The 17,488-nt window shown below is 72.4% G+C and carries 21 protein-coding genes; 16 read left to right on the forward strand and 5 right to left on the reverse strand.

The genetic code is table 11. The features are described 5' to 3' along the window. The first annotated feature begins 480 nt into the window (after nt 1-480). From AB0E14_RS14040 to AB0E14_RS14085, 10 genes are all read left to right on the forward strand, one after another. Nucleotides 481-1,506 (forward strand): ParA family protein, encoded by a 1,026-nt coding sequence (locus AB0E14_RS14040; protein WP_329125763.1) that lies wholly within the window; start codon nt 481-483, stop codon nt 1,504-1,506. Next, entirely contained in the window at nt 1,503-2,042 is a 540-nt protein-coding gene (locus AB0E14_RS14045) for a hypothetical protein (protein ID WP_362416267.1), read from the forward strand. The genes AB0E14_RS14040 and AB0E14_RS14045 overlap by 4 nt, the downstream gene beginning before the upstream one ends. A 93-nt stretch (nt 2,043-2,135) precedes the next feature. Further along, the gene (locus AB0E14_RS14050; protein ID WP_362416270.1) at nt 2,136-3,236 is read left to right on the forward strand and encodes a segregation/condensation protein A; all 1,101 of its coding nucleotides are present in this window, start codon (nt 2,136-2,138) and stop codon (nt 3,234-3,236) included. Next, nucleotides 3,233-3,853 carry an SMC-Scp complex subunit ScpB gene (gene scpB / locus AB0E14_RS14055; RefSeq protein WP_362416042.1) on the forward strand — a complete coding sequence of 207 codons (621 nt, stop codon included), beginning with the start codon at nt 3,233-3,235 and terminating at the stop codon, nt 3,851-3,853. The genes AB0E14_RS14050 and scpB overlap by 4 nt, the downstream gene beginning before the upstream one ends. Further along, nucleotides 3,853-4,962: a pseudouridine synthase gene (locus AB0E14_RS14060; RefSeq protein WP_362416044.1), complete on the forward strand. Its 1,110-nt coding sequence runs from the start codon at nt 3,853-3,855 to the stop codon at nt 4,960-4,962. The genes scpB and AB0E14_RS14060 overlap by 1 nt, the downstream gene beginning before the upstream one ends. Before the next feature lie 116 nt (nt 4,963-5,078). Then, a complete protein-coding gene (pnuC, locus tag AB0E14_RS14065; RefSeq protein WP_362416046.1) occupies nt 5,079-5,735 on the forward strand; it encodes a nicotinamide riboside transporter PnuC in 657 nt (218 codons plus the stop codon). Further along, a complete protein-coding gene (locus AB0E14_RS14070) occupies nt 5,732-6,811 on the forward strand; it encodes an AAA family ATPase (RefSeq protein WP_362416048.1) in 1,080 nt (359 codons plus the stop codon). Before pnuC ends, AB0E14_RS14070 begins: the two co-directional genes overlap by 4 nt. After that, nucleotides 6,808-7,557 (forward strand): NUDIX domain-containing protein, encoded by a 750-nt coding sequence (locus AB0E14_RS14075; RefSeq protein WP_362416050.1) that lies wholly within the window; start codon nt 6,808-6,810, stop codon nt 7,555-7,557. Before AB0E14_RS14070 ends, AB0E14_RS14075 begins: the two co-directional genes overlap by 4 nt. After that, nucleotides 7,554-8,573, forward strand: coding sequence for an ADP-ribosylglycohydrolase family protein (locus tag AB0E14_RS14080; RefSeq protein ID WP_362416052.1), 1,020 nt, complete (start codon nt 7,554-7,556; stop codon nt 8,571-8,573). Before AB0E14_RS14075 ends, AB0E14_RS14080 begins: the two co-directional genes overlap by 4 nt. Before the next feature lie 23 nt (nt 8,574-8,596). Continuing rightward, a complete protein-coding gene (locus tag AB0E14_RS14085) occupies nt 8,597-9,367 on the forward strand; it encodes a nucleotidyltransferase domain-containing protein (RefSeq protein ID WP_362416054.1) in 771 nt (256 codons plus the stop codon). Here AB0E14_RS14085 and AB0E14_RS14090 read toward each other — a convergent pair. From AB0E14_RS14090 to AB0E14_RS14100, 3 genes are all read right to left on the reverse strand, one after another. Then, complete coding sequence (locus tag AB0E14_RS14090) at nt 9,364-10,059, reverse strand: nucleotidyltransferase domain-containing protein (RefSeq protein ID WP_362416056.1); 696 nt, start codon at nt 10,057-10,059, stop codon at nt 9,364-9,366. The two genes, AB0E14_RS14085 and AB0E14_RS14090, sit on opposite strands and share 4 nt — an antisense overlap. A 10-nt stretch (nt 10,060-10,069) precedes the next feature. Further along, entirely contained in the window at nt 10,070-10,555 is a 486-nt protein-coding gene (locus tag AB0E14_RS14095) for a Rieske 2Fe-2S domain-containing protein (RefSeq protein ID WP_362416058.1), read from the reverse strand. A gap of 92 nt (nt 10,556-10,647) precedes the next feature. Continuing rightward, nucleotides 10,648-10,983 (reverse strand): DUF952 domain-containing protein, encoded by a 336-nt coding sequence (locus AB0E14_RS14100; protein ID WP_362416272.1) that lies wholly within the window; start codon nt 10,981-10,983, stop codon nt 10,648-10,650. A 121-nt stretch (nt 10,984-11,104) separates the two neighbouring features. Here AB0E14_RS14100 and AB0E14_RS14105 point away from each other — a divergent pair, with 121 nt between their 5' ends. The 6 genes from AB0E14_RS14105 (at nt 11,105) to der (ending at nt 16,078) form a co-directional block, all read left to right on the forward strand. Continuing rightward, complete coding sequence (locus AB0E14_RS14105; RefSeq protein ID WP_362416060.1) at nt 11,105-11,533, forward strand: YidB family protein; 429 nt, start codon at nt 11,105-11,107, stop codon at nt 11,531-11,533. A gap of 137 nt (nt 11,534-11,670) precedes the next feature. Continuing rightward, nucleotides 11,671-12,033: a chorismate mutase gene (gene aroH / locus AB0E14_RS14110; RefSeq protein ID WP_362416062.1), complete on the forward strand. Its 363-nt coding sequence runs from the start codon at nt 11,671-11,673 to the stop codon at nt 12,031-12,033. Continuing rightward, the gene (locus AB0E14_RS14115; protein WP_362416064.1) at nt 12,030-13,118 is read left to right on the forward strand and encodes a prephenate dehydrogenase; all 1,089 of its coding nucleotides are present in this window, start codon (nt 12,030-12,032) and stop codon (nt 13,116-13,118) included. Before aroH ends, AB0E14_RS14115 begins: the two co-directional genes overlap by 4 nt. Before the next feature lie 105 nt (nt 13,119-13,223). Next, nucleotides 13,224-13,910: a (d)CMP kinase gene (gene cmk, locus AB0E14_RS14120; protein WP_362416066.1), complete on the forward strand. Its 687-nt coding sequence runs from the start codon at nt 13,224-13,226 to the stop codon at nt 13,908-13,910. Between the two features lie 53 nt (nt 13,911-13,963). Next, the gene (locus AB0E14_RS14125) at nt 13,964-14,551 is read left to right on the forward strand and encodes a lysophospholipid acyltransferase family protein (RefSeq protein ID WP_362416275.1); all 588 of its coding nucleotides are present in this window, start codon (nt 13,964-13,966) and stop codon (nt 14,549-14,551) included. 78 nt (nt 14,552-14,629) lie between these two features. Further along, nucleotides 14,630-16,078, forward strand: a complete 1,449-nt coding sequence (gene der, locus AB0E14_RS14130) for a ribosome biogenesis GTPase Der (RefSeq protein WP_362416069.1) — start codon at nt 14,630-14,632, stop codon at nt 16,076-16,078. Between the two features lie 90 nt (nt 16,079-16,168). Here der and AB0E14_RS14135 read toward each other — a convergent pair whose 3' ends face one another. Together AB0E14_RS14135 and AB0E14_RS14140 are read right to left on the reverse strand one after the other, a co-directional pair. Then, the gene (locus tag AB0E14_RS14135; protein WP_362416072.1) at nt 16,169-16,498 is read right to left on the reverse strand and encodes a hypothetical protein; all 330 of its coding nucleotides are present in this window, start codon (nt 16,496-16,498) and stop codon (nt 16,169-16,171) included. 131 nt (nt 16,499-16,629) lie between these two features. After that, the gene (locus AB0E14_RS14140; protein ID WP_362416075.1) at nt 16,630-17,412 is read right to left on the reverse strand and encodes a hypothetical protein; all 783 of its coding nucleotides are present in this window, start codon (nt 17,410-17,412) and stop codon (nt 16,630-16,632) included. Nucleotides 17,413-17,488 lie beyond the last annotated feature (76 nt).

The raw sequence follows: 17,488 nt of genomic DNA on the forward strand, positions 1-17,488 counted from the left end.
GCGCACGGCCTCGAGCACGTCGAGCTGACCACCCTCCTGGGCTGAGTCTCCCGGACGTCGCGTCAAGGCGCGCCGTCAACCTCACGCATCCGGCCACGTCCGGGGCGCCGTGCAACTCGCCTCGAACGTAACCCTTTAACCGTTTCGCACACCCCCGAAACGTGCGGATGCGTGGCCGTGCACCCTTGACAGAGAGGTGTTCGGTTGCCGACACATCGGGCCGGGTCCGGCGGATTGTGTTGCTGCGGAGCGGTGACACGCCATAGAGTCGCCAACCGTCGGCATGGTGCCACGCTGACCTATCGATAAATGTTCCTGGTCACATCCAAGGAGGTAAGACGACTTGTGAATGAGTCGACATTTACTCCCGGGGGCGGACAGCCAGGAATCCCTGTCGGCTCCGTCGCCGTCCGGACGTTCGCGACCGCCGCGAACCACGAGACCCACGCGACGCTTCAGCCCGTGACGACAGCCCACACGATGAAGATGATGGACGGCCTACACGTGAACGCCACGGCCGGCAACGAGAGTGGCCGAGAGTCCACCCACTTCGCCGCCTACGACGAGGTGCCCGAGGGGCACTTCTACGACCCCGACGCCGAGTACGAGCCCGACCCGGAGTACGCGGCCACCCTCGCACCCGACGCTGCCCGGCAGCGCCGCGAGCGGATCGGCCCCACCGGACGGCCCCTGCCGTACTTCCCGATCCCGGGTCCGCTGACCGACCACGGCCCCGCGAAGATCATCGCGATGTGCAACCAGAAGGGCGGCGTCGGCAAGACCACGTCGACCATCAACCTGGGTGCCGCGCTCGCGGAGTACGGACGGCGGGTGCTGCTCGTCGACTTCGACCCGCAGGGAGCCCTGTCGGTCGGCCTCGGCGTCAACCCGATGGAGCTCGACCTCACCGTCTACAACCTGCTCATGGAGCGGGGCATGTCGGCGGACGAGGTGCTCCTCAAGACCGCCGTGCCCAACATGGACCTGCTGCCGAGCAACATCGACCTCTCGGCCGCCGAGGTGCAGTTGGTCAGCGAGGTCGCGCGCGAGTCGACGCTGCAGCGCGCCCTGAAGCCGCTGATGAACGACTACGACTACATCGTGATCGACTGTCAGCCCTCGCTCGGCCTGCTGACCGTGAACGCCCTGACGGCGGCTCACAAGGTCATCGTGCCGCTGGAATGCGAGTTCTTCGCGCTGCGCGGTGTGGCGCTGCTGACCGAGACGATCGAGAAGGTCCAGGAGCGGCTCAACCCCGAGCTGGAGCTCGACGGCATCCTCGCCACGATGTACGACTCCCGTACGGTGCACAGCCGTGAGGTCCTGGCGCGGGTGGTCGAGGCCTTCGACGACCACGTCTACCACACGGTCATCGGCCGTACCGTGCGCTTCCCGGAGACCACCGTCGCCGGTGAGCCGATCACGACGTACGCGTCGAACTCGGTGGGTGCAGCCGCCTATCGTCAGCTCGCCAGGGAGGTGCTCGCCCGGTGTCACGCCGAGTGAGTCTGCCCGGCGCCGACGAACTGTTCCGTACGACCGGGGGGATGGCGCTGCAGTCCTCCTCGCCCCGTGGCCGGGTACCGGCCCCCGCGGGTGAGAGCGACACGGAGGCCGCGGAGGGCGCGGCTTCCGGCTCGGGCAGCGGCTCCGGCTCCGGGTCCGCCCCGGGTCCCGCTGCCGGCTCGGCCTCCGCCGAGCACTCGACGGCGCAGTCCGCCGAGCAGCCCGAGCCGCGGTCACGCGCCGCGGAGTCCCAGGTTCCCGCGCCGGCACCGGCGCCTGCCGCCCAGGCGCGCAGGCGCGGGCGGTCGCCGAACCGGCGGCCGAGCGGGCGCGAGCGGCACGACGAGAAGATCACGGTCTACGTCTCCGCCGAGGAGCTGATGGACCTGGAGCACGCCCGTCTGGTGCTCCGTGGCGAGCACGGCCTGGCCGTGGACCGGGGCCGGATCGTCCGCGAGGCGGTCGCGGTGGTCCTCGCCGACCTGGAGTCCCGGGGCGACGCGAGCATCCTCGTGCGCCGCCTGCGCGGCCGCTGAGGGTAGCCTGCGGGCTGCGAAGCCCCTGCCCCTCTCTGGACCCCGATCCCCCCACCCCCTGCCGAAACGTCCCGCCCACCGCGCCGCCGCGCCCTGGGCCAGGGCCCGGGCACGGGCGCGCCCCGGTCCGCGGGGCCCGAGGCCCCCGGGGCGGGCCCGGCCCCGCAGGAGCCGACGGAGGCCGCCGAGGCCCCCCCGTCCGCCGGTGGACCGGGAACGCCGCCGGCCACCGAGCCCCTGCCCGCGGAGGCCCCTGCGGAGGCCGAGCCGGCCGCCGTGCACGGCATCGCGAGCGACCCGTCGGACGGGTCGGAGCCCCTCCAGCCCGTCGATGTGTCCGAACCCGCCGAGCCGCCGCCTCCCGCGGCGCCGTCGCACTCCGAGGCGGAGGCGCCCGGCGGGGACGACGGGCGGTTCACCGTTCGGCTGGCGAACTTCGAGGGGCCGTTCGACCTCCTCCTCCAGCTCATCTCGAAGCACAAGCTGGACGTCACCGAGGTCGCCCTCTCCAAGGTCACCGACGAGTTCATGGCGCACATCCGGGCCATGGGGCCCGACTGGGACCTCGACCAGACCACCGAGTTCCTCGTCGTCGCCGCGACCCTGCTCGACCTCAAGGCCGCCCGGCTGCTGCCCGCCGCCGAGGTGGAGGACGAGGCCGACCTCGCGCTCCTGGAGGCGCGGGACCTGCTCTTCGCGCGCCTGCTCCAGTACCGGGCGTACAAGCAGATCGCGACGATCTTCGAGGACCGTTGGGAGACCGAGGGCCGGCGCCACCCCCGAACCGTCGGGCTGGAGGCGCACCACGCCGAGCTGCTCCCCGAGGTCGTCATCTCCATCGGCGCCGAGGGCTTCGCCAAGCTCGCCGTGAAGGCCATGCAGCCCAGGGCCAAGCCGCAGGTGTACGTCGACCACATCCACGCCCCCCTGGTCAGCGTCCGCGAACAGGCGGGTCTCGTGATGGCCCTGCTGCGCGAGCGCGGGAGCGTCAGCTTCCGGGAGCTCGCCGAGGACGCCGCCGACACCCTCACCGTCGTCGCCCGCTTCCTCGCCCTCCTGGAGCTCTACCGGGAGAAGGCCGTCGCCCTCGACCAGGAGGACGCGCTCGGCGAGCTGACCGTCACCTGGGTCGGCGGGGAGCAGGACGCCCAGGTCACCGACGAGTTCGACCACGTAGTGGAGGAGAAGGCGTGAGCGAGACGGAACACGACCTCAAGCCCGCCCTCGAAGCCGTCCTCATGGTCGTCGACGAGCCGGCCACCGAGGCCCACCTGGCCAAGGTCCTGGAGCGGACGCCGCGCGAGGTCGGCGACGCCCTGCGCGAGCTGGCCGACGAGTACACCGTCCAGCGGCGCGGCTTCGAGCTGCGGCTCGTCGCGGGCGGCTGGCGCTTCTACTCCCGCCCGGAGCACGCCGCCGCCGTCGAGGCGTTCGTCCTCGACGGCCAGCAGGCCCGGCTCACCCAGGCGGCCCTGGAGACCCTCGCCGTCGTCGCGTACCGCCAGCCGGTGAGCCGTTCCCGCGTCTCCGCCGTGCGCGGAGTGAACTGCGACGGGGTCATGCGCACCCTCCTTCAGCGCGGTCTCGTGGAGGAGGCGGGCGCGGAACCCGAAACAGGTGCGATCCTGTACAGGACGACGAACTACTTCCTGGAGCGGATGGGCCTGCGCGGCCTTGAGGAGCTCCCGGAGCTCGCGCCCTTCCTCCCCGAGGCGGACGCGATCGAGGCGGACACGCTGGAAGGGGTCCCGTCGTTCGATCCGGATCTCCCGGACCGCGAAGACGAAGACGACAAGACGACGGACATTTGATGCGAAGCAGCAGCGGCAGGAACAGCGGAAACAACGGCGGGAGCCGTGGTGGCAACAGCGGTGGCCGCGGCAATTACCGGGGCGCCGGCAACAGCCGTGACGACCGGCAGGGCGGCGGCAGCGGTGGCGGCGGTCGCCCGCGCAAGCCGCGCCCCGAGGAGCGCCAGTACGACGTGAGCGGCCCCTCCGACGGCCCCAAGCGCGGCCGTGGCTCGGCCGCCCGCGGTGGCGCCAAGGGCGGACCGAAGCAGTCCCCGCAGCGCGGTGGCGGGCGTACGGCACCGGCGCGCTCGCGTGAGTACGACGCCCGTGCCGAGGAGCGCAACCGGGAGCGGTACGCGAACAAGCCGCAGGTGAAGACCCCGAAGACGTTCCCCGGCGCCGAGCAGGAGGGCGAGCGGCTGCAGAAGGTGCTCGCCCGCGCCGGCATGGGCTCGCGGCGTGCCTGCGAGGAGCTCATCGAGCAGGCCAGGGTCGAGGTCAACGGCGAGATCGTGCTCGAGCAGGGCATGCGGGTGGACCCGGAGAAGGACGAGATCAAGGTCGACGGTCTGACCGTGGCGACCCAGTCGTACATCTTCTTCGCGCTGAACAAGCCGGCCGGTGTCGTCTCCACGATGGAGGACCCCGACGGCCGTCAGTGCCTCGGCGACTACGTCACCAACCGGGAGACGCGGCTGTTCCACGTCGGCCGGCTCGACACCGAGACCGAGGGCATCATCCTCCTCACCAACCACGGTGAGCTGGCCCACCGCCTCACGCACCCGAAGTACGGCGTGAAGAAGACCTACCTGGCGGCCATCACGGGACCGCTGCCCCGCGAGGTCGGCCGGCGGCTCAAGGACGGCATCCAGCTGGAGGACGGCTACGCCCGCGCCGACCACTTCCGCGTCGTGGAGCAGATCGGCAAGAACTACCTGGTCGAGGTCACGCTGCACGAGGGCCGCAAGCACATCGTGCGCCGCATGCTCGCCGAGGCCGGCTTCCCGGTCGAGAAGCTGGTCCGCACGGCCTTCGGGCCGATCGCGCTCGGCGACCAGAAGTCCGGCTGGCTGCGCCGCCTGACCAACACCGAGGTCGGCATGCTGATGAAGGAAGTCGGCATGTAGTCCGTACACGCCCGACACGAAGAGGCCCGTGACCGCTCGGCGGTCGCGGGCTTCTTCGTACTTGTGGGCGAAGCCCGCCGCCCTTTATAGTCAACGTGACTCTTAAGGAGGTGGGCGTGAGCCTCGCCGACGTACTCGAACCCCTGCAGCAGCCGCTCTTCACCCTGCTCGACACCCCGGTCAGCTGGACCGAGGTGCTCGGCTTCGGCAGCGGGGCGCTCTGCGTCTGGCTCGTCGCCCGCCAGCACCTCGCCAACTGGCCCGTCGGCATCGCCAACAACCTCTTCTTCGTCCTGCTCTTCACGCAGGCGGGTCTTTACGCCGACGCCGGCCTCCAGATCGTCTTCATCACCCTCGCCGTGTACGGCTGGTGGACCTGGACCCACGGGGGTGGACCAGGCTCCGACACGCTCCCGGTGCGTCGCACCACGCGCGCCGAATGGACCTGGCTGCTCACGGCGGGGGTGGTGGGGACCCTCGGCCTCACGCTGCTGCTCGACCGCGCGACCGACTCGACCGTCCCTTTCTGGGACGCCCTGACGACCGCGCTCTCCCTCATGGCGACCTACGGCCAGTGCCGCAAGCGCCTGGAGTCCTGGTGGCTCTGGATCGCCGCCGACATCGTGTACGTGCCGCTGTACGCGTACAAGGAGCTGTACCTGACCGCCCTGCTGTACGTCGGCTTCATGACGCTCTGCGTCCTCGGCCTGCGCGGCTGGAGCCGCGACCTCGCCGCCCGCGGTCGTACCGTCGAGAGGGAGGCGGTCGCATGAAGCGCTACGGGCACGGCCTGGTCCTCGGCAAGTTCTACCCGCCGCACGCCGGCCACCACCATCTCGTCCGCACCGCTCGCGACCGGTGCGAGCGCCTCACCGTGCTCGTCTGCGCCTCCTCCGTGGAGAGCCTGACCCTGGACGAGCGCGTGGCCTGGATGCGCGAGGTCCACCCCGACGCGCTGGTCGTGGGGGCCGTCGACGACATCCCCGTCGATCTGCACGACCCCGATGTGTGGGAGGCCCACATGGCGGTCTTCCGGGGCGCGGTGCGCGAGCCGGTCGACGCGGTCTTCACCTCGGAGCCGTACGGGGAGGAGCTGGGCCGTCGCTTCGGCGCCGACGCCGTCTGCGTCGACCCGGACCGTACGCTCTTCCCCGTCTCCGGCACCGCCGTCCGCAAGGACCCCGTCGGCTCCTGGGACTTCCTCGAAGCCCCGGTGCGCGCCGCGCTCACCCGCCGCGTGGTCGTCCTCGGCGCGGAGTCCACCGGCACGACCACGATGGCCCGCGCGCTCGCCGAGCACTACCGCGCCCGCGGCGGGGTCTGGGCCCGGACACGCTGGGTGCCCGAGTTCGGCCGGGAGTTCAGCGAACTCAAGCTCGCCGAGCTGCGGGCCCTGCGCCCCGAGGCCGGCTGGGAGGACGTGTCCTTCCACTCCGAGGACTTCCCGCTCATCGCGCTGCGCCAGGCCGAGCGGGAGGAGGAGGCGGCACGGACCGGCTCGCCGGTCCTCTTCTGCGACACCGACGCCTTCGCCACGACCATCTGGCACGAGCGGTACATGGGCACCACGAGCCCCGCGACCGGCGAGATCGCCGCGCGCGGCCGGCAGCATCTGTGGCTGCTCACCGACCACCGGGGGGTCGCCTTCGAGGACGACGGGCTGCGCGACGGGGAGCACCTGCGGCCCTGGATGACGGCCCGCTTCCACACCCAGCTCGCCCACACCGGGCGCCGCACGGCCCTGCTCACCGGACCGCACGAGGAACGCCTCGCCGCGGCGGTCGCCGCCGTGGACGCGCTGCTCGCCGAGGGCTGGGACCTCGCCGACCCGCTTCCGGAGCGCCGATGAACCCCACCCCGACCGCGCACGGCTACGACGCCCGCGCCTTCGAGCCGTTCGCCCTCACCGCGGACCTGGCCGTCTTCACCCTCCGCGACGAGCAGCTGCACGTCCTGCTCGTCGAACGAGGCCAGGAGCCGTACGCCGGGGTCTGGGCGCTCCCCGGTGGCTTCGTCCTGCCGCGTGAGTCCGCCGAGTCCGCCGCCCGCCGCGAACTGGCCGAGGAGACCGGCCTGTCCGACGACACCGTCTCCGGGCTCCACCTCGAACAGCTGCGGACGTACAGCGAACCGGACCGCGACCCGAGGATGCGGGTCGTCTCCGTCGCCTTCGCCGCTCTCGTGCCCGACGCCCCGGAGCCGCGCGGCGGCGGCGACGCGGCGCACGCCCAGTGGGTGCCGTACGGGCGCCGGGGGTCCGGGGCGCCGCTCGCCTTCGACCACGACCGGATCCTCGCCGACGCGCACGACCGCGTCGGCGCCAAGCTCGAATACACCGGTCTCGCCACCGCCTTCTGCCCGCCCGAGTTCACCCTCGGCGAGCTGCGGCAGGTGTACGAGACCGTCTGGGGCGTCGAACTCGACCGCCCCAACTTCCGGCGCAAAGTCCTCACCACGCCCGGCTTCGTCCAGGCCGTGGAGGGACCGCCGCGCCTCACCGGCGGACGGGGGAAACCGGCCGCTCTCTACCGGGCGGGGGAGGCCACGGCCCTCCACCCGCCGTTGCTGCGACCGGAAGGACGAACATACTCATGACCATGCCCAAGCAGGCCGCCACCGGCTCCCTCATCGGTCTCGCGCTCGGGGACGCGCTCGGCTTCCCGACCGAGTTCCACGACGTGCCCGCGATCCTGGCGAAGTCCGGACCCTGGCGGGCCATGGAGCTGCCGGTGCAGCGCGGCACCGCGTACATCACGGACGACACCCAGATGACGCTCGCCCTGGCACGCGGCATCAGGACCGCCATGGACCGGGGCGTGCTCGCCCCGCAGTCGATGGAGCCGCCGGTCCGCGAGGAGTTCGTCGCCTGGTACCACTCCCCGGACAACAACAGGGCGCCCGGCAACACCTGTCTGAGCGCCTGCGACCTCCTCGACGGCGACCGGGTGTGGCAGGACGCCAGCCAGATCCACTCCAAGGGGTGCGGCGCCAACATGCGCGTGGCGCCGCTCGGGCTCGTGCCCGGACTCAGCGAGGAGCAGCGGGCCGGCGCGGCCCAGCTCCAGGCGGCCCTGACCCACGGCCACCCCACCGCGCTCGCCGCCTCCGACCTGACCGCCCGCGCCGTGTACCTGCTCGCCCAGGGCGTCGACCCGACGGGCCTGGTGGGGCACCTGCGCTCGTACGCGTACGAGAACCGGTCCGTGTACCGGGAGAGCTGGCTCGGCGACCTGTGGACCCGCTCCCAGGACCCGTCGGCCCGGCACTTCGCCGAGCGCGGCTGGGACGAGTGCCTGGCGGTCCTGGAACGCCTCGACGCCGTCCAGCGCACCGCGGACCCGGAGCTCGACCCCTGCACCTACACGGGCGACGGCTGGATCGCCGAGGAGGCCCTCGCCACCGGCCTGCTCTGCTTCCTGCTCTTCCCCGAGGAGCCCCTCACCGCCCTCCGCCGGGCCGCCTGCACCCGCGGCGACTCCGACTCGATCGCCTGCCTGGCGGGTGCCTTCGCGGGCGCCCACCTGGGCGCGGGGGCGTGGCCCAAGGAGTGGGAGGAGCAGATCGAGCACCACTCCGAACTCCTCACCTTCGGTGCCCTCTGGGACGCGTGAGCCGCGGCTGCGAAGCTGGGGCCATGACCGTAGCCCTGGTACCGCAAGTCGACCTCTCCGCCGTCGTCGCGGAACAGCCCGATCCCCTGCTCTTCGCCACCGTCTCGGGGGCGCACCTGTACGGATTCCCGTCCCGCGACTCGGACGTGGACCTGCGTGGTGTGCACCTGCTGCCGGTGGCGGGGCTGATCGGACTGCGTGAGCCCGAGGAGACCCGCAGCCGGATGTGGGACCGGGACGGCGTGGAGATGGATCTCGTCACGCACGACCTGCGCAAGTTCGTCCGGCTCATGCTGCGCCGCAACGGATACGTACTGGAGCAGCTGCTCTCCCCGTTGGTGGCCCATACCTCGGAGGCGCACACCGAACTCGTCGCCCTGGCACCCGATGTGCTCACCCACCACCACGCCCATCACTACCGTGGCTTCGCCGCGACGCAGTGGCGGCTCTTCGAGAAGACGGAGGAGCTGAAGCCGCTGCTCTACACCCTCCGGGCGCTGCTCACCGGCATCCATCTGATGCGCTCCGGCGAGGTCCAGGCGCATCTGCCCACGCTGCTCGAAGAGGTCGCGGAGGCGCCCGCCTACGGGGCGGAGCTGATCGCCGCCAAGGAGGAGGCCGAGCACGGGCGCGCCGAGGTGGACCTGGCCCGGCTCCGCGAGGACGTGGAGGCGCTGCACGGAGAGCTGGACGCCGCGCACGCGGCGACGGCGCTCGGGGACGCGCCCAAGGCCCAGGAGGCACTGCACGACCTCGTCGTACGGGTGCGGCTGGACGGCGTCCTGGGCCGCTAGGCCCCCAGGGCGCGCAGGGCCGAGGCGCGGCGCGCGCGGATCAGGAAGTCCTCGACGCGGCCGTGGTCCGGGGCGGCCGGCAGCGGCGAACCGCTCGCGGCCGCGTCGGCCTCCTCGGTGAGCCGGTTCATCCAGGTCTCGACCTCCGCCCACGGCACCTCGCCGCGCTTCACCGCCAGGAGGCGGTCGCGGTCGGTGCCGACGTGGATGGTCAGTTCACCGGTGCGCAGCAGGTCGCGGCAGCTCATCAGGAGCCGCAGCAGGTGCATCGCGTGCTTCCAGCGCGGACGGCCGTACTGGCGGACGTCCGCGTCGAGCTTCCTGCGCTGCCCGCCCGCGTACCGGACGAAGGTCTGGTGCGCCCGGCGGGAGAGGAAGGCCTCGCGCAGCGCGACCAGTTCGCGGCCGGTGTCGTCGATGTGCTCGACGACGGGGGAGTGCAGGCACTCCAGGACGTTCGGGTTCGCGCGCAGCGCCAGCTCGCAGAATCGTTCCAGCTCCCAGCTGAACTGCTCCTCCGCCGGCCCCTCCACGTGCGCCGGCGGCTTGTCGAAGCGCCAGAACAGCGGGGTCGGGGCGAGGAAGACACCCCGGCGGTCGGTGTCGCTGTCCTCCGTCTCCAGACCGAAGGCGCGCGACCCCATGACGCAGGAGTAGATCGTGTGGTCGCGCACCAGGTCTGCCGAAGTCATGCGGGTCAGGCTACGCGAGGGTGATGTTGTCTCCCGACACGGTGATCTCCTCGGCCGGGAGCGGGCGCGTGGCCGGCCCGTTGACGACCGAGCCGTCCGTGATTCGGAACTTGGAGCCGTGGCACGCGCAGTCGATCGTGCCGTTCTCGACCTTGGCGACGATGCAGCCCTGGTGGGTGCAGATCGCCGAGAAGGCCTTGAAGTCACCGGCGGTGGGCTGGGTGACGACGACCTTCTCCTCCTTGAAGATCGTGCCGCCGCCGACCGGGACGTCGGTCGTGCTCGTCAGGGCGTCCCCGCCCGGAGCCGTGGGCGGCGGCGCGGCGGTCTCCGACGCCGAGGCGGTCGGCTCGGCCGTGGTGGCCGGGCCGCTCGGCGTCGGGCTCTCGGCCGATCCGCCGTTGTCGCCGTCGGAGCCGCAGCCGGTGGCGAGCACGGCGACGGAACCCGCCCCGGCGAGGAGCACGGTACGGCGGTTCGTGGCTTCAGGATTCATGCCGTACAGCTTGGCCGCGCACCCCGCCCGGGGCGGGCAACACGCCCTAGGGCCCGGAAAGTACGGCCCGGTGTGCGGCGTCCGGGCGCGCCCTAGGACCAGGGTGTCAGCTCCCTCGCACGGCCGTCGGAGTCCCGGCGCACCTCCAGGACGCCCGTGACGGCCGCCCGCTCGATCGGCCCGTACACGTGCGGGAAGAGCGCGTCCTCCGAGCCCTCCCAGCGCACCTCGGCGCCCAGCAGGCGCTCGTCGACGACCAGGACCAGCAGCGGTCCCGGCACGCCCCGGTAGTGCGCGTCCGCGACCGTCAGGGCCGCGTGCTCGTCCGGCGAGCAGTGCACGAAGCCCTCCGAGGCCAGCGAGGGCGGGGCGTAGGGGAGTCCGGGATCGGCGGACCATTCGTCCAGCGGTACGACGTGCAGCAGCATGCCGACAGTTGTACCGCGCCGCCCGTCGACGCCTCCCGTCGGCGCCGGATACCCCGAGTGGCGGAAGGGGGTGGTCTGGGTGACATTGGCCGTGTTCCGTACCGGAGTGAAAGGCAGGACCATGGCTGGAAACGATCTCGGCAGTCTGCTCGGCGGCCTCCTCGGCGGCGGCGGTCAGCAGGGCGCCGGCGGCGGCAACATCCTCGGCTCGCTGCTCGGCGCGCTGATGGGCGGCGGCGCGGGTGGCGGCGCCGGCAACGGCTCCAACCCGCTCGGCGGTCTGATGGAGATGCTGACCAGGTCGGGCCTCGCCGACCAGGCCCAGTCCTGGGTCGGCAACGGTCAGAACCAGCCCGTCAGCGGCGCCCAGATCGCCGAGGCCCTCCCGGACGAGGCCCTGCAGAAGGTCGCCCAGGAGAACGGGGTCAGCACCGAGCAGGCCGCCGACGAGATCGCCCACCTCCTGCCGCAGGCCGTCGACAAGCTGACCCCCTCGGGCCAGGTGCCGTCGGGTTCCCTGGAGGACCTCATCAAGGCGCAGCAGCTCTGACCCGGCCCACCCCGCGGCGGCCCCCTCGTCTCGGAGGGCGGTCGCCGCGACGGGCTGTCCGCGCGGCTGACTAGGCTGATCGGAGCACTCTCGCACCGAGCGCGCGGGTCATGGGCAGGTCAGGTAAGGAGCACGACGTGGCGGTACGAGCGGTCCGAGGCGCCGTCCAGCTGGAACGGGACGAGGCCGGACACATGAGCGAGCAGGTCGAGGAGCTGCTCACCGCCGTCCTCGAACGCAACGGCCTCACGGCCGACGACCTGATCAGCATCTGGTTCACCGCCACGCCCGATCTGCACAGCGACTTCCCGGCCGCCGCCGCGCGCCGCATCGGCATCGTCGACGTGCCGCTGATCTGCGCGCAGGAGCTGGACATCGAGGGCGCCATGCCGAGGGTCGTACGACTCCTCGCGCACATCGAGTCGGAGCTGCCCAAGTCCGCGATCGCGCACGTCTACCTCGGTGCCGCGGCCGCCCTGCGCAAGGACATCGCCCAGTGAGAACCGCGCTCGTCATCGGAACCGGCCTGATCGGCACCTCGGCGGCGCTCGCGCTGGCCGGCCGCGGCATCGCCGTCCACCTCCGCGACCACGACCCCGCCCGCGCCCGCACGGCCGCCGCGCTCGGCGCCGGCACGGACGAGGCGCCCGAGGGACCCGTCGACCTCGCGATCGTCGCCGTACCCCCGGCGCACGTGGCCGCCACCCTGGCCGCCGCCATGCGCGAGGGCGCCGCGCGCGGCTACCTCGACGTCGCCAGCGTCAAGGGCGGCCCGAAGAGGGAGCTGGAGGCGCTCGGCCTCGACCTCACCGCCTACATCGGCACACACCCGATGTCCGGCAAGGAGCGCTCCGGACCGCTGGCCGGCACCGCGGACCTCTTCGAGGGGCGCCCCTGGGTCCTCACCCCGACCCGCGACACCGACACCGAGGTCCTGAACCTGGCCCTGGAGCTGGTCGCGCTCTGCCGCGCCGTCCCCGTGGTCATGGACGCCGACGCCCACGACCGCGCGGTCGCCCTCGTCTCGCACACCCCGCAGCTGGTCTCCTCGATGGTCGCCGCCCGCCTGGAGGAGGCCGACGAGACGGCCGTACGCCTCTGCGGGCAGGGCATCCGCGACGTCACCCGGATCGCCGCCTCCGACCCGCGCATGTGGGTCGAGATCCTGTCGGCGAACCCCGGCCCCGTCGCCGACGTCCTCGCGGGCGTCGCGGCCGACCTGGACGAGACCGTCCGGGCGCTCCGCTCGCTCCAGTCCTCCGACGAGGACAAGCGGCGCGAGGGCACCGACGGCGTCGAGGACGTCCTGCGCCGGGGCAACGCCGGGCGCGCCCGGGTCCCGGGCAAGCACGGCGCCGCGCCGACGACGTACGAGACCGTCGCCGTCCTCATCAGCGACCAGCCGGGCGAGCTGGCCCGCATCTTCGCCGACGCGGGTCGCGCGGGCGTCAACATCGAGGACGTCCGCATCGAGCACGCGACCGGGCAGCAGGCGGGTCTGGTCCAGCTCATGGTGGAGCCGTCGGCCGCGCCCACGCTCGGCGCGGCGCTGCGGGAACGGGGCTGGGCGCTGCGGGCGGGGTGACCGGGAAGGCCCTCAGGGGGGACTCGGCCGGACGGGTGGCCGGGACTCGGTAACCTTGGGGTGGCCCCCCGCGTTCCGCGAGGCCTCTCCGCTCACCCCAGGAAGGTGTTCCCCACCGTGGAAACCGTGATCGTCGCCATCGACGGGCCCTCCGGCACGGGCAAGTCGAGCACCTCGAAGGCGGTTGCCGCCAAGCTGGGGCTGAGCTACCTCGACACCGGCGCGCAGTACCGGGCCATCACCTGGTGGATGATCAGCAACGGCGTCGACGTCCACGACACCGAGGCCGTCGCCAACGCCTCCTCCAAGCCCGTGATCGTCTCCGGCACGGACCCGTCCCGGCCGACGATCACGGTCGACGGCGCCGACGCCGCCGGGCCCATCCGTACCGAAGAGGTCACCTCGAAGGTCAGCGCCGTCAGCGCCGTCCCCGAGGTCCGGGCCCTGATCACCGAGCTGCAGCGGACCATCGCGCGCAACGCCGAGGGCGGCATCGTCGTCGAGGGCCGGGACATCGGCACCACCGTCCTGCCCGACGCCGACCTCAAGATCTTCCTCACCGCGTCCCCCGAGGCCCGTGCGGCCCGCCGCTCCGGCGAGCTCAAGGGCGCCGACGTGGCCGCCACCCAGCAGGCCCTGATCACGCGGGACGCGGCGGACTCCAGCCGTAAGACCTCCCCGCTCGCCAAGGCCGACGACGCCGTCGAGGTCGACACCACCGACCTCACCCTGGACCAGGTCATCGAGTGCGTCGTCACGCTGGTGGAGGAGAAGAGGGCGGCCGCGAAGTGACCCAGCCCTCCGCGAAGGGCGCCGCCGTCGGGCGTGGCATCGGCATCGGGCTGATGTACGGCCTGTGGAAGCCGCGCGTCCTCGGCGCCTGGCGGGTGCCGGCCGCCGGCCCCGTCATCCTCGCCGTCAACCACGCACACAACATCGACGGCCCCATGCTCATGGGCACGGCCCCCCGGCCCGTGCACTTCCTGATCAAGAAGGAAGCCTTCGTCGGGCCCCTCGGGCCCTTCCTGGAGGGCATCGGGCAGCTCAAGGTCGACCGGGACAGCACCGACCGGAACGCGATAGGCAACGCCCTCGCGGTCCTGGAGCACGGCGGAGTCCTCGGGATCTTCCCCGAGGGCACCCGCGGCGAAGGAGACTTCGCCTCCCTGCGCGCGGGCCTCGCGTACTTCGCGGTCCGCAGCGGCGCGCCGATCGTCCCGGTGGCGGTGCTCGGAAGTTCCGAGCGCTCCGGACGGTTGGTCAAGGCACTGCCTCCGCTGCGCAGCCGCGTCGACGTCGTCTTCGGCGAGGCCTTCGAAGCGGGCGACGGCACCGGCCGACGCACCCGCAAGGCGCTCGACGAGGCCACCGTCCGCATTCAGGAGCGGCTGACCGGCCACCTGAAAAACGCCAGGCGCCTCACCGGGCGCTGAGCGACACTCTCAGTAGTGGGCCCGGCGGCTCGGACCGCCGAAGACCCACCGACCACGAATGATCAAGGAACGGACTTCATGAACGACCAGCACGACCACGGGGCACTTGGCGACGCCGAGTACGCGGAGTTCATGGAGCTCGCCGCGGAAGAGGGCTTCGACGTCGAGGACGTCGAAGGCGCGATCGAGGAGGCCGGGCACGGCCCGCTCCCCGTCCTCGCCGTCGTCGGCCGCCCCAATGTCGGCAAGTCGACCCTGGTGAACCGGATCATCGGCCGCCGTGAGGCCGTCGTCGAGGACAAGCCCGGCGTCACCCGCGACCGCGTCACCTACGAGGCCGAATGGGCGGGCCGCCGCTTCAAGGTCGTCGACACCGGCGGCTGGGAGCAGGACGTCCTCGGCATCGACGCCTCCGTCGCCGCCCAGGCGGAGTACGCCATCGAGGCCGCCGACGCCTGTGTCTTCGTCGTCGACGCCACGGTCGGCGCCACCGACACCGACGAGGCCGTCGTCAAGCTGCTGCGCCGGGCCGGCAAGCCCGTCGTCCTGTGCGCCAACAAGGTCGACGGCCCCTCCGGCGAGGCCGACGCGACCGCCCTGTGGTCGCTCGGCCTCGGCGAGCCGCACCCGGTCTCCTCGCTGCACGGCCGCGGTACCGGCGACATGCTCGACGCCGTCCTGGAGGCCCTGCCCGAGGCGCCCGCGCAGACCTTCGGCAACGCCATCGGCGGCCCCCGCCGCGTCGCCCTCATCGGCCGCCCGAACGTCGGCAAGTCCTCGCTCCTGAACAAGGTCGCCAACGAGGACCGGGTCGTCGTCAACGAGCTGGCCGGCACCACCCGCGACCCGGTCGACGAGCTGATCGAGCTCGGCGGCAAGGTCTGGAAGTTCGTCGACACCGCCGGCATCCGCAAGAAGGTCCACCTCCAGGAGGGCGCGGACTACTACGCCTCCCTGCGCACCGCCGCCGCGGTCGAGAAGGCCGAGGTCGCCGTCGTCCTCATCGACACCACCGACAACATCTCGGTCCAGGACCAGCGCATCATCACGATGGCCGTGGAGTCGGGCCGCGCGCTCGTCATCGCCTACAACAAGTGGGACGAGCTGGACGAGGAGCGGCGCTACTACCTGGAGCGCGAGATCGAGACCGAGATGCAGCAGGTCTCCTGGGCGCCTCGGGTCAACGTCTCCGCCAAGACCGGCCGCCACATGGAGAAGCTCGTCCCGGCGATCGAGACCGCGCTCGCCGGCTGGGAGACCCGCGTCCCCACCGGCCGGCTGAACGCCTTCCTCGGCGAGCTGGTCGCCGCCCACCCGCACCCGGTCCGCGGCGGTAAGCAGCCCCGCATCCTCTTCGGTACGCAGGCGGGCACCAAGCCGCCCCGCTTCGTGCTCTTCGCCTCCGGCTTCATCGAGGCCGGCTACCGCCGCTTCGTCGAGCGCCGGCTGCGCGAGGAGTTCGGCTTCGAGGGCACGCCGATCCACATCTCGGTGCGGGTCCGCGAGAAGCGCGGCCGGAAGAAGTAGGCAGCCGTACGGCGGTACGGACAACGGCGGAGGGCCGGGGCGATCCGCCCCGGCCCTCCGCCGTGTTCCACGGGTCCGTCCCGCTCGGTGCTACAAACCCCTGCGGGGCCCCGGCGGAAGTGCCGCCGGGACGTGGTGCTGCGCCGACCACGCCGTCGGATGCGCCGTGTACCGGTGTCCCTGTGCCTGGCTCCCGTGGCTCCCGTAGAGCCCCGTGCTCACCGGCGTCCCGAAGGCCCGGAAGCCGAGGTCCTCCTCGCCGCTGCGATCACCCGGCAGCGCGCGGAACGACCGGCGGTACTCCGAGTACAGCGCGTCGTAGATCGGCGTCGCCGACTGGCCTCCCACGAGGTCCTGCGCCGGGCGCATGGACGGGATCGGACTCGGAACGGGCTGGCGGAGTGGGTCGTATGTGTGCACGTACGTGCCAACGACCCCGCCCTCCGTCGGATGCGGGCGGCTCTCCGAAAGAGGCGCCTGCCGAGGCCGGGGCACGGTCGGGACCCAGGGGCCGAAACCCGGTGGTCCTATGCCTCGGCGCCCGTGCTCCGTCACGTGCCGGCCAGCGGCATCGCGGCGGCCACCAGACGGCCGTTCGCCGCGGCCTTCTCCAGGGCGTCGCGGAGCAGGTCCTCGCGCGGCTGCTGGCCGATCGAGCCCACCGGGGCGGCGAAGACCAGCACCGTGTGCGACTTGTTCGCCGCCGCGCGCCAGCCCTCGGTGACCTGCAGCGGCTGGTGCGCCTGCCACCAGGCGGCCTGACCGGTGCCGCCCGTGCCCGGCTGGAGCACCGAGTGCAGCTGGCCCATGGCGACGAGCACCGACCAGCCCGGGAGGGTGCCCGGCTTCTGGTTCACGTCGGCGACCGGCTGGAAGCCCTGCTCGACCAGGAGCGGCAGGAACTCGTCGCTCAGCCCGTCCGTACCCGGGCGGGCCACCGGCGCCGTCGGCTCGACGACCAGGGCCGGGTGCAGCTCGCCCTCGATCAGGACGAGACCGCTGGTGACACCGAGGACCGCCTGCTCGGGGTGGGCGGCGCTCAGCTCGTCCGCCGCGTCCGTGGCGGCGATGGAGCGGACGGCGCCCTGGAGCTGCTCCTCGGCGACCTTGACGACCTGGGACGGAATGCAGCTGGCGTGGGCGAACGCCAGGACAGCGGTCTCCTCGCCGACGAACAGCACCGTGCTCGTGCGCTCCTGCTCGGAGTCGCCCGGCGTGCGGCAGGAGGTGCAGTCGTAGCTGCCCGGGGCATTGTCGCCGGCGAGCAGCCGGTCGGCTTCTTCGTCGCCGATCTCGGCGCGTACGTCCTCGCTGACGTCGAGCATGCGCGGCACGGGGGGCTCCCTGGACTCGGTACGTGCGACGCCGGGCGGTTCCCGGCTCGTCTCATGACGAGTTCAACGGGGAAGG

Source organism: Streptomyces sp. NPDC047981, from assembly GCF_040653315.1.
GTDB lineage: Bacteria > Actinomycetota > Actinomycetes > Streptomycetales > Streptomycetaceae > Streptomyces.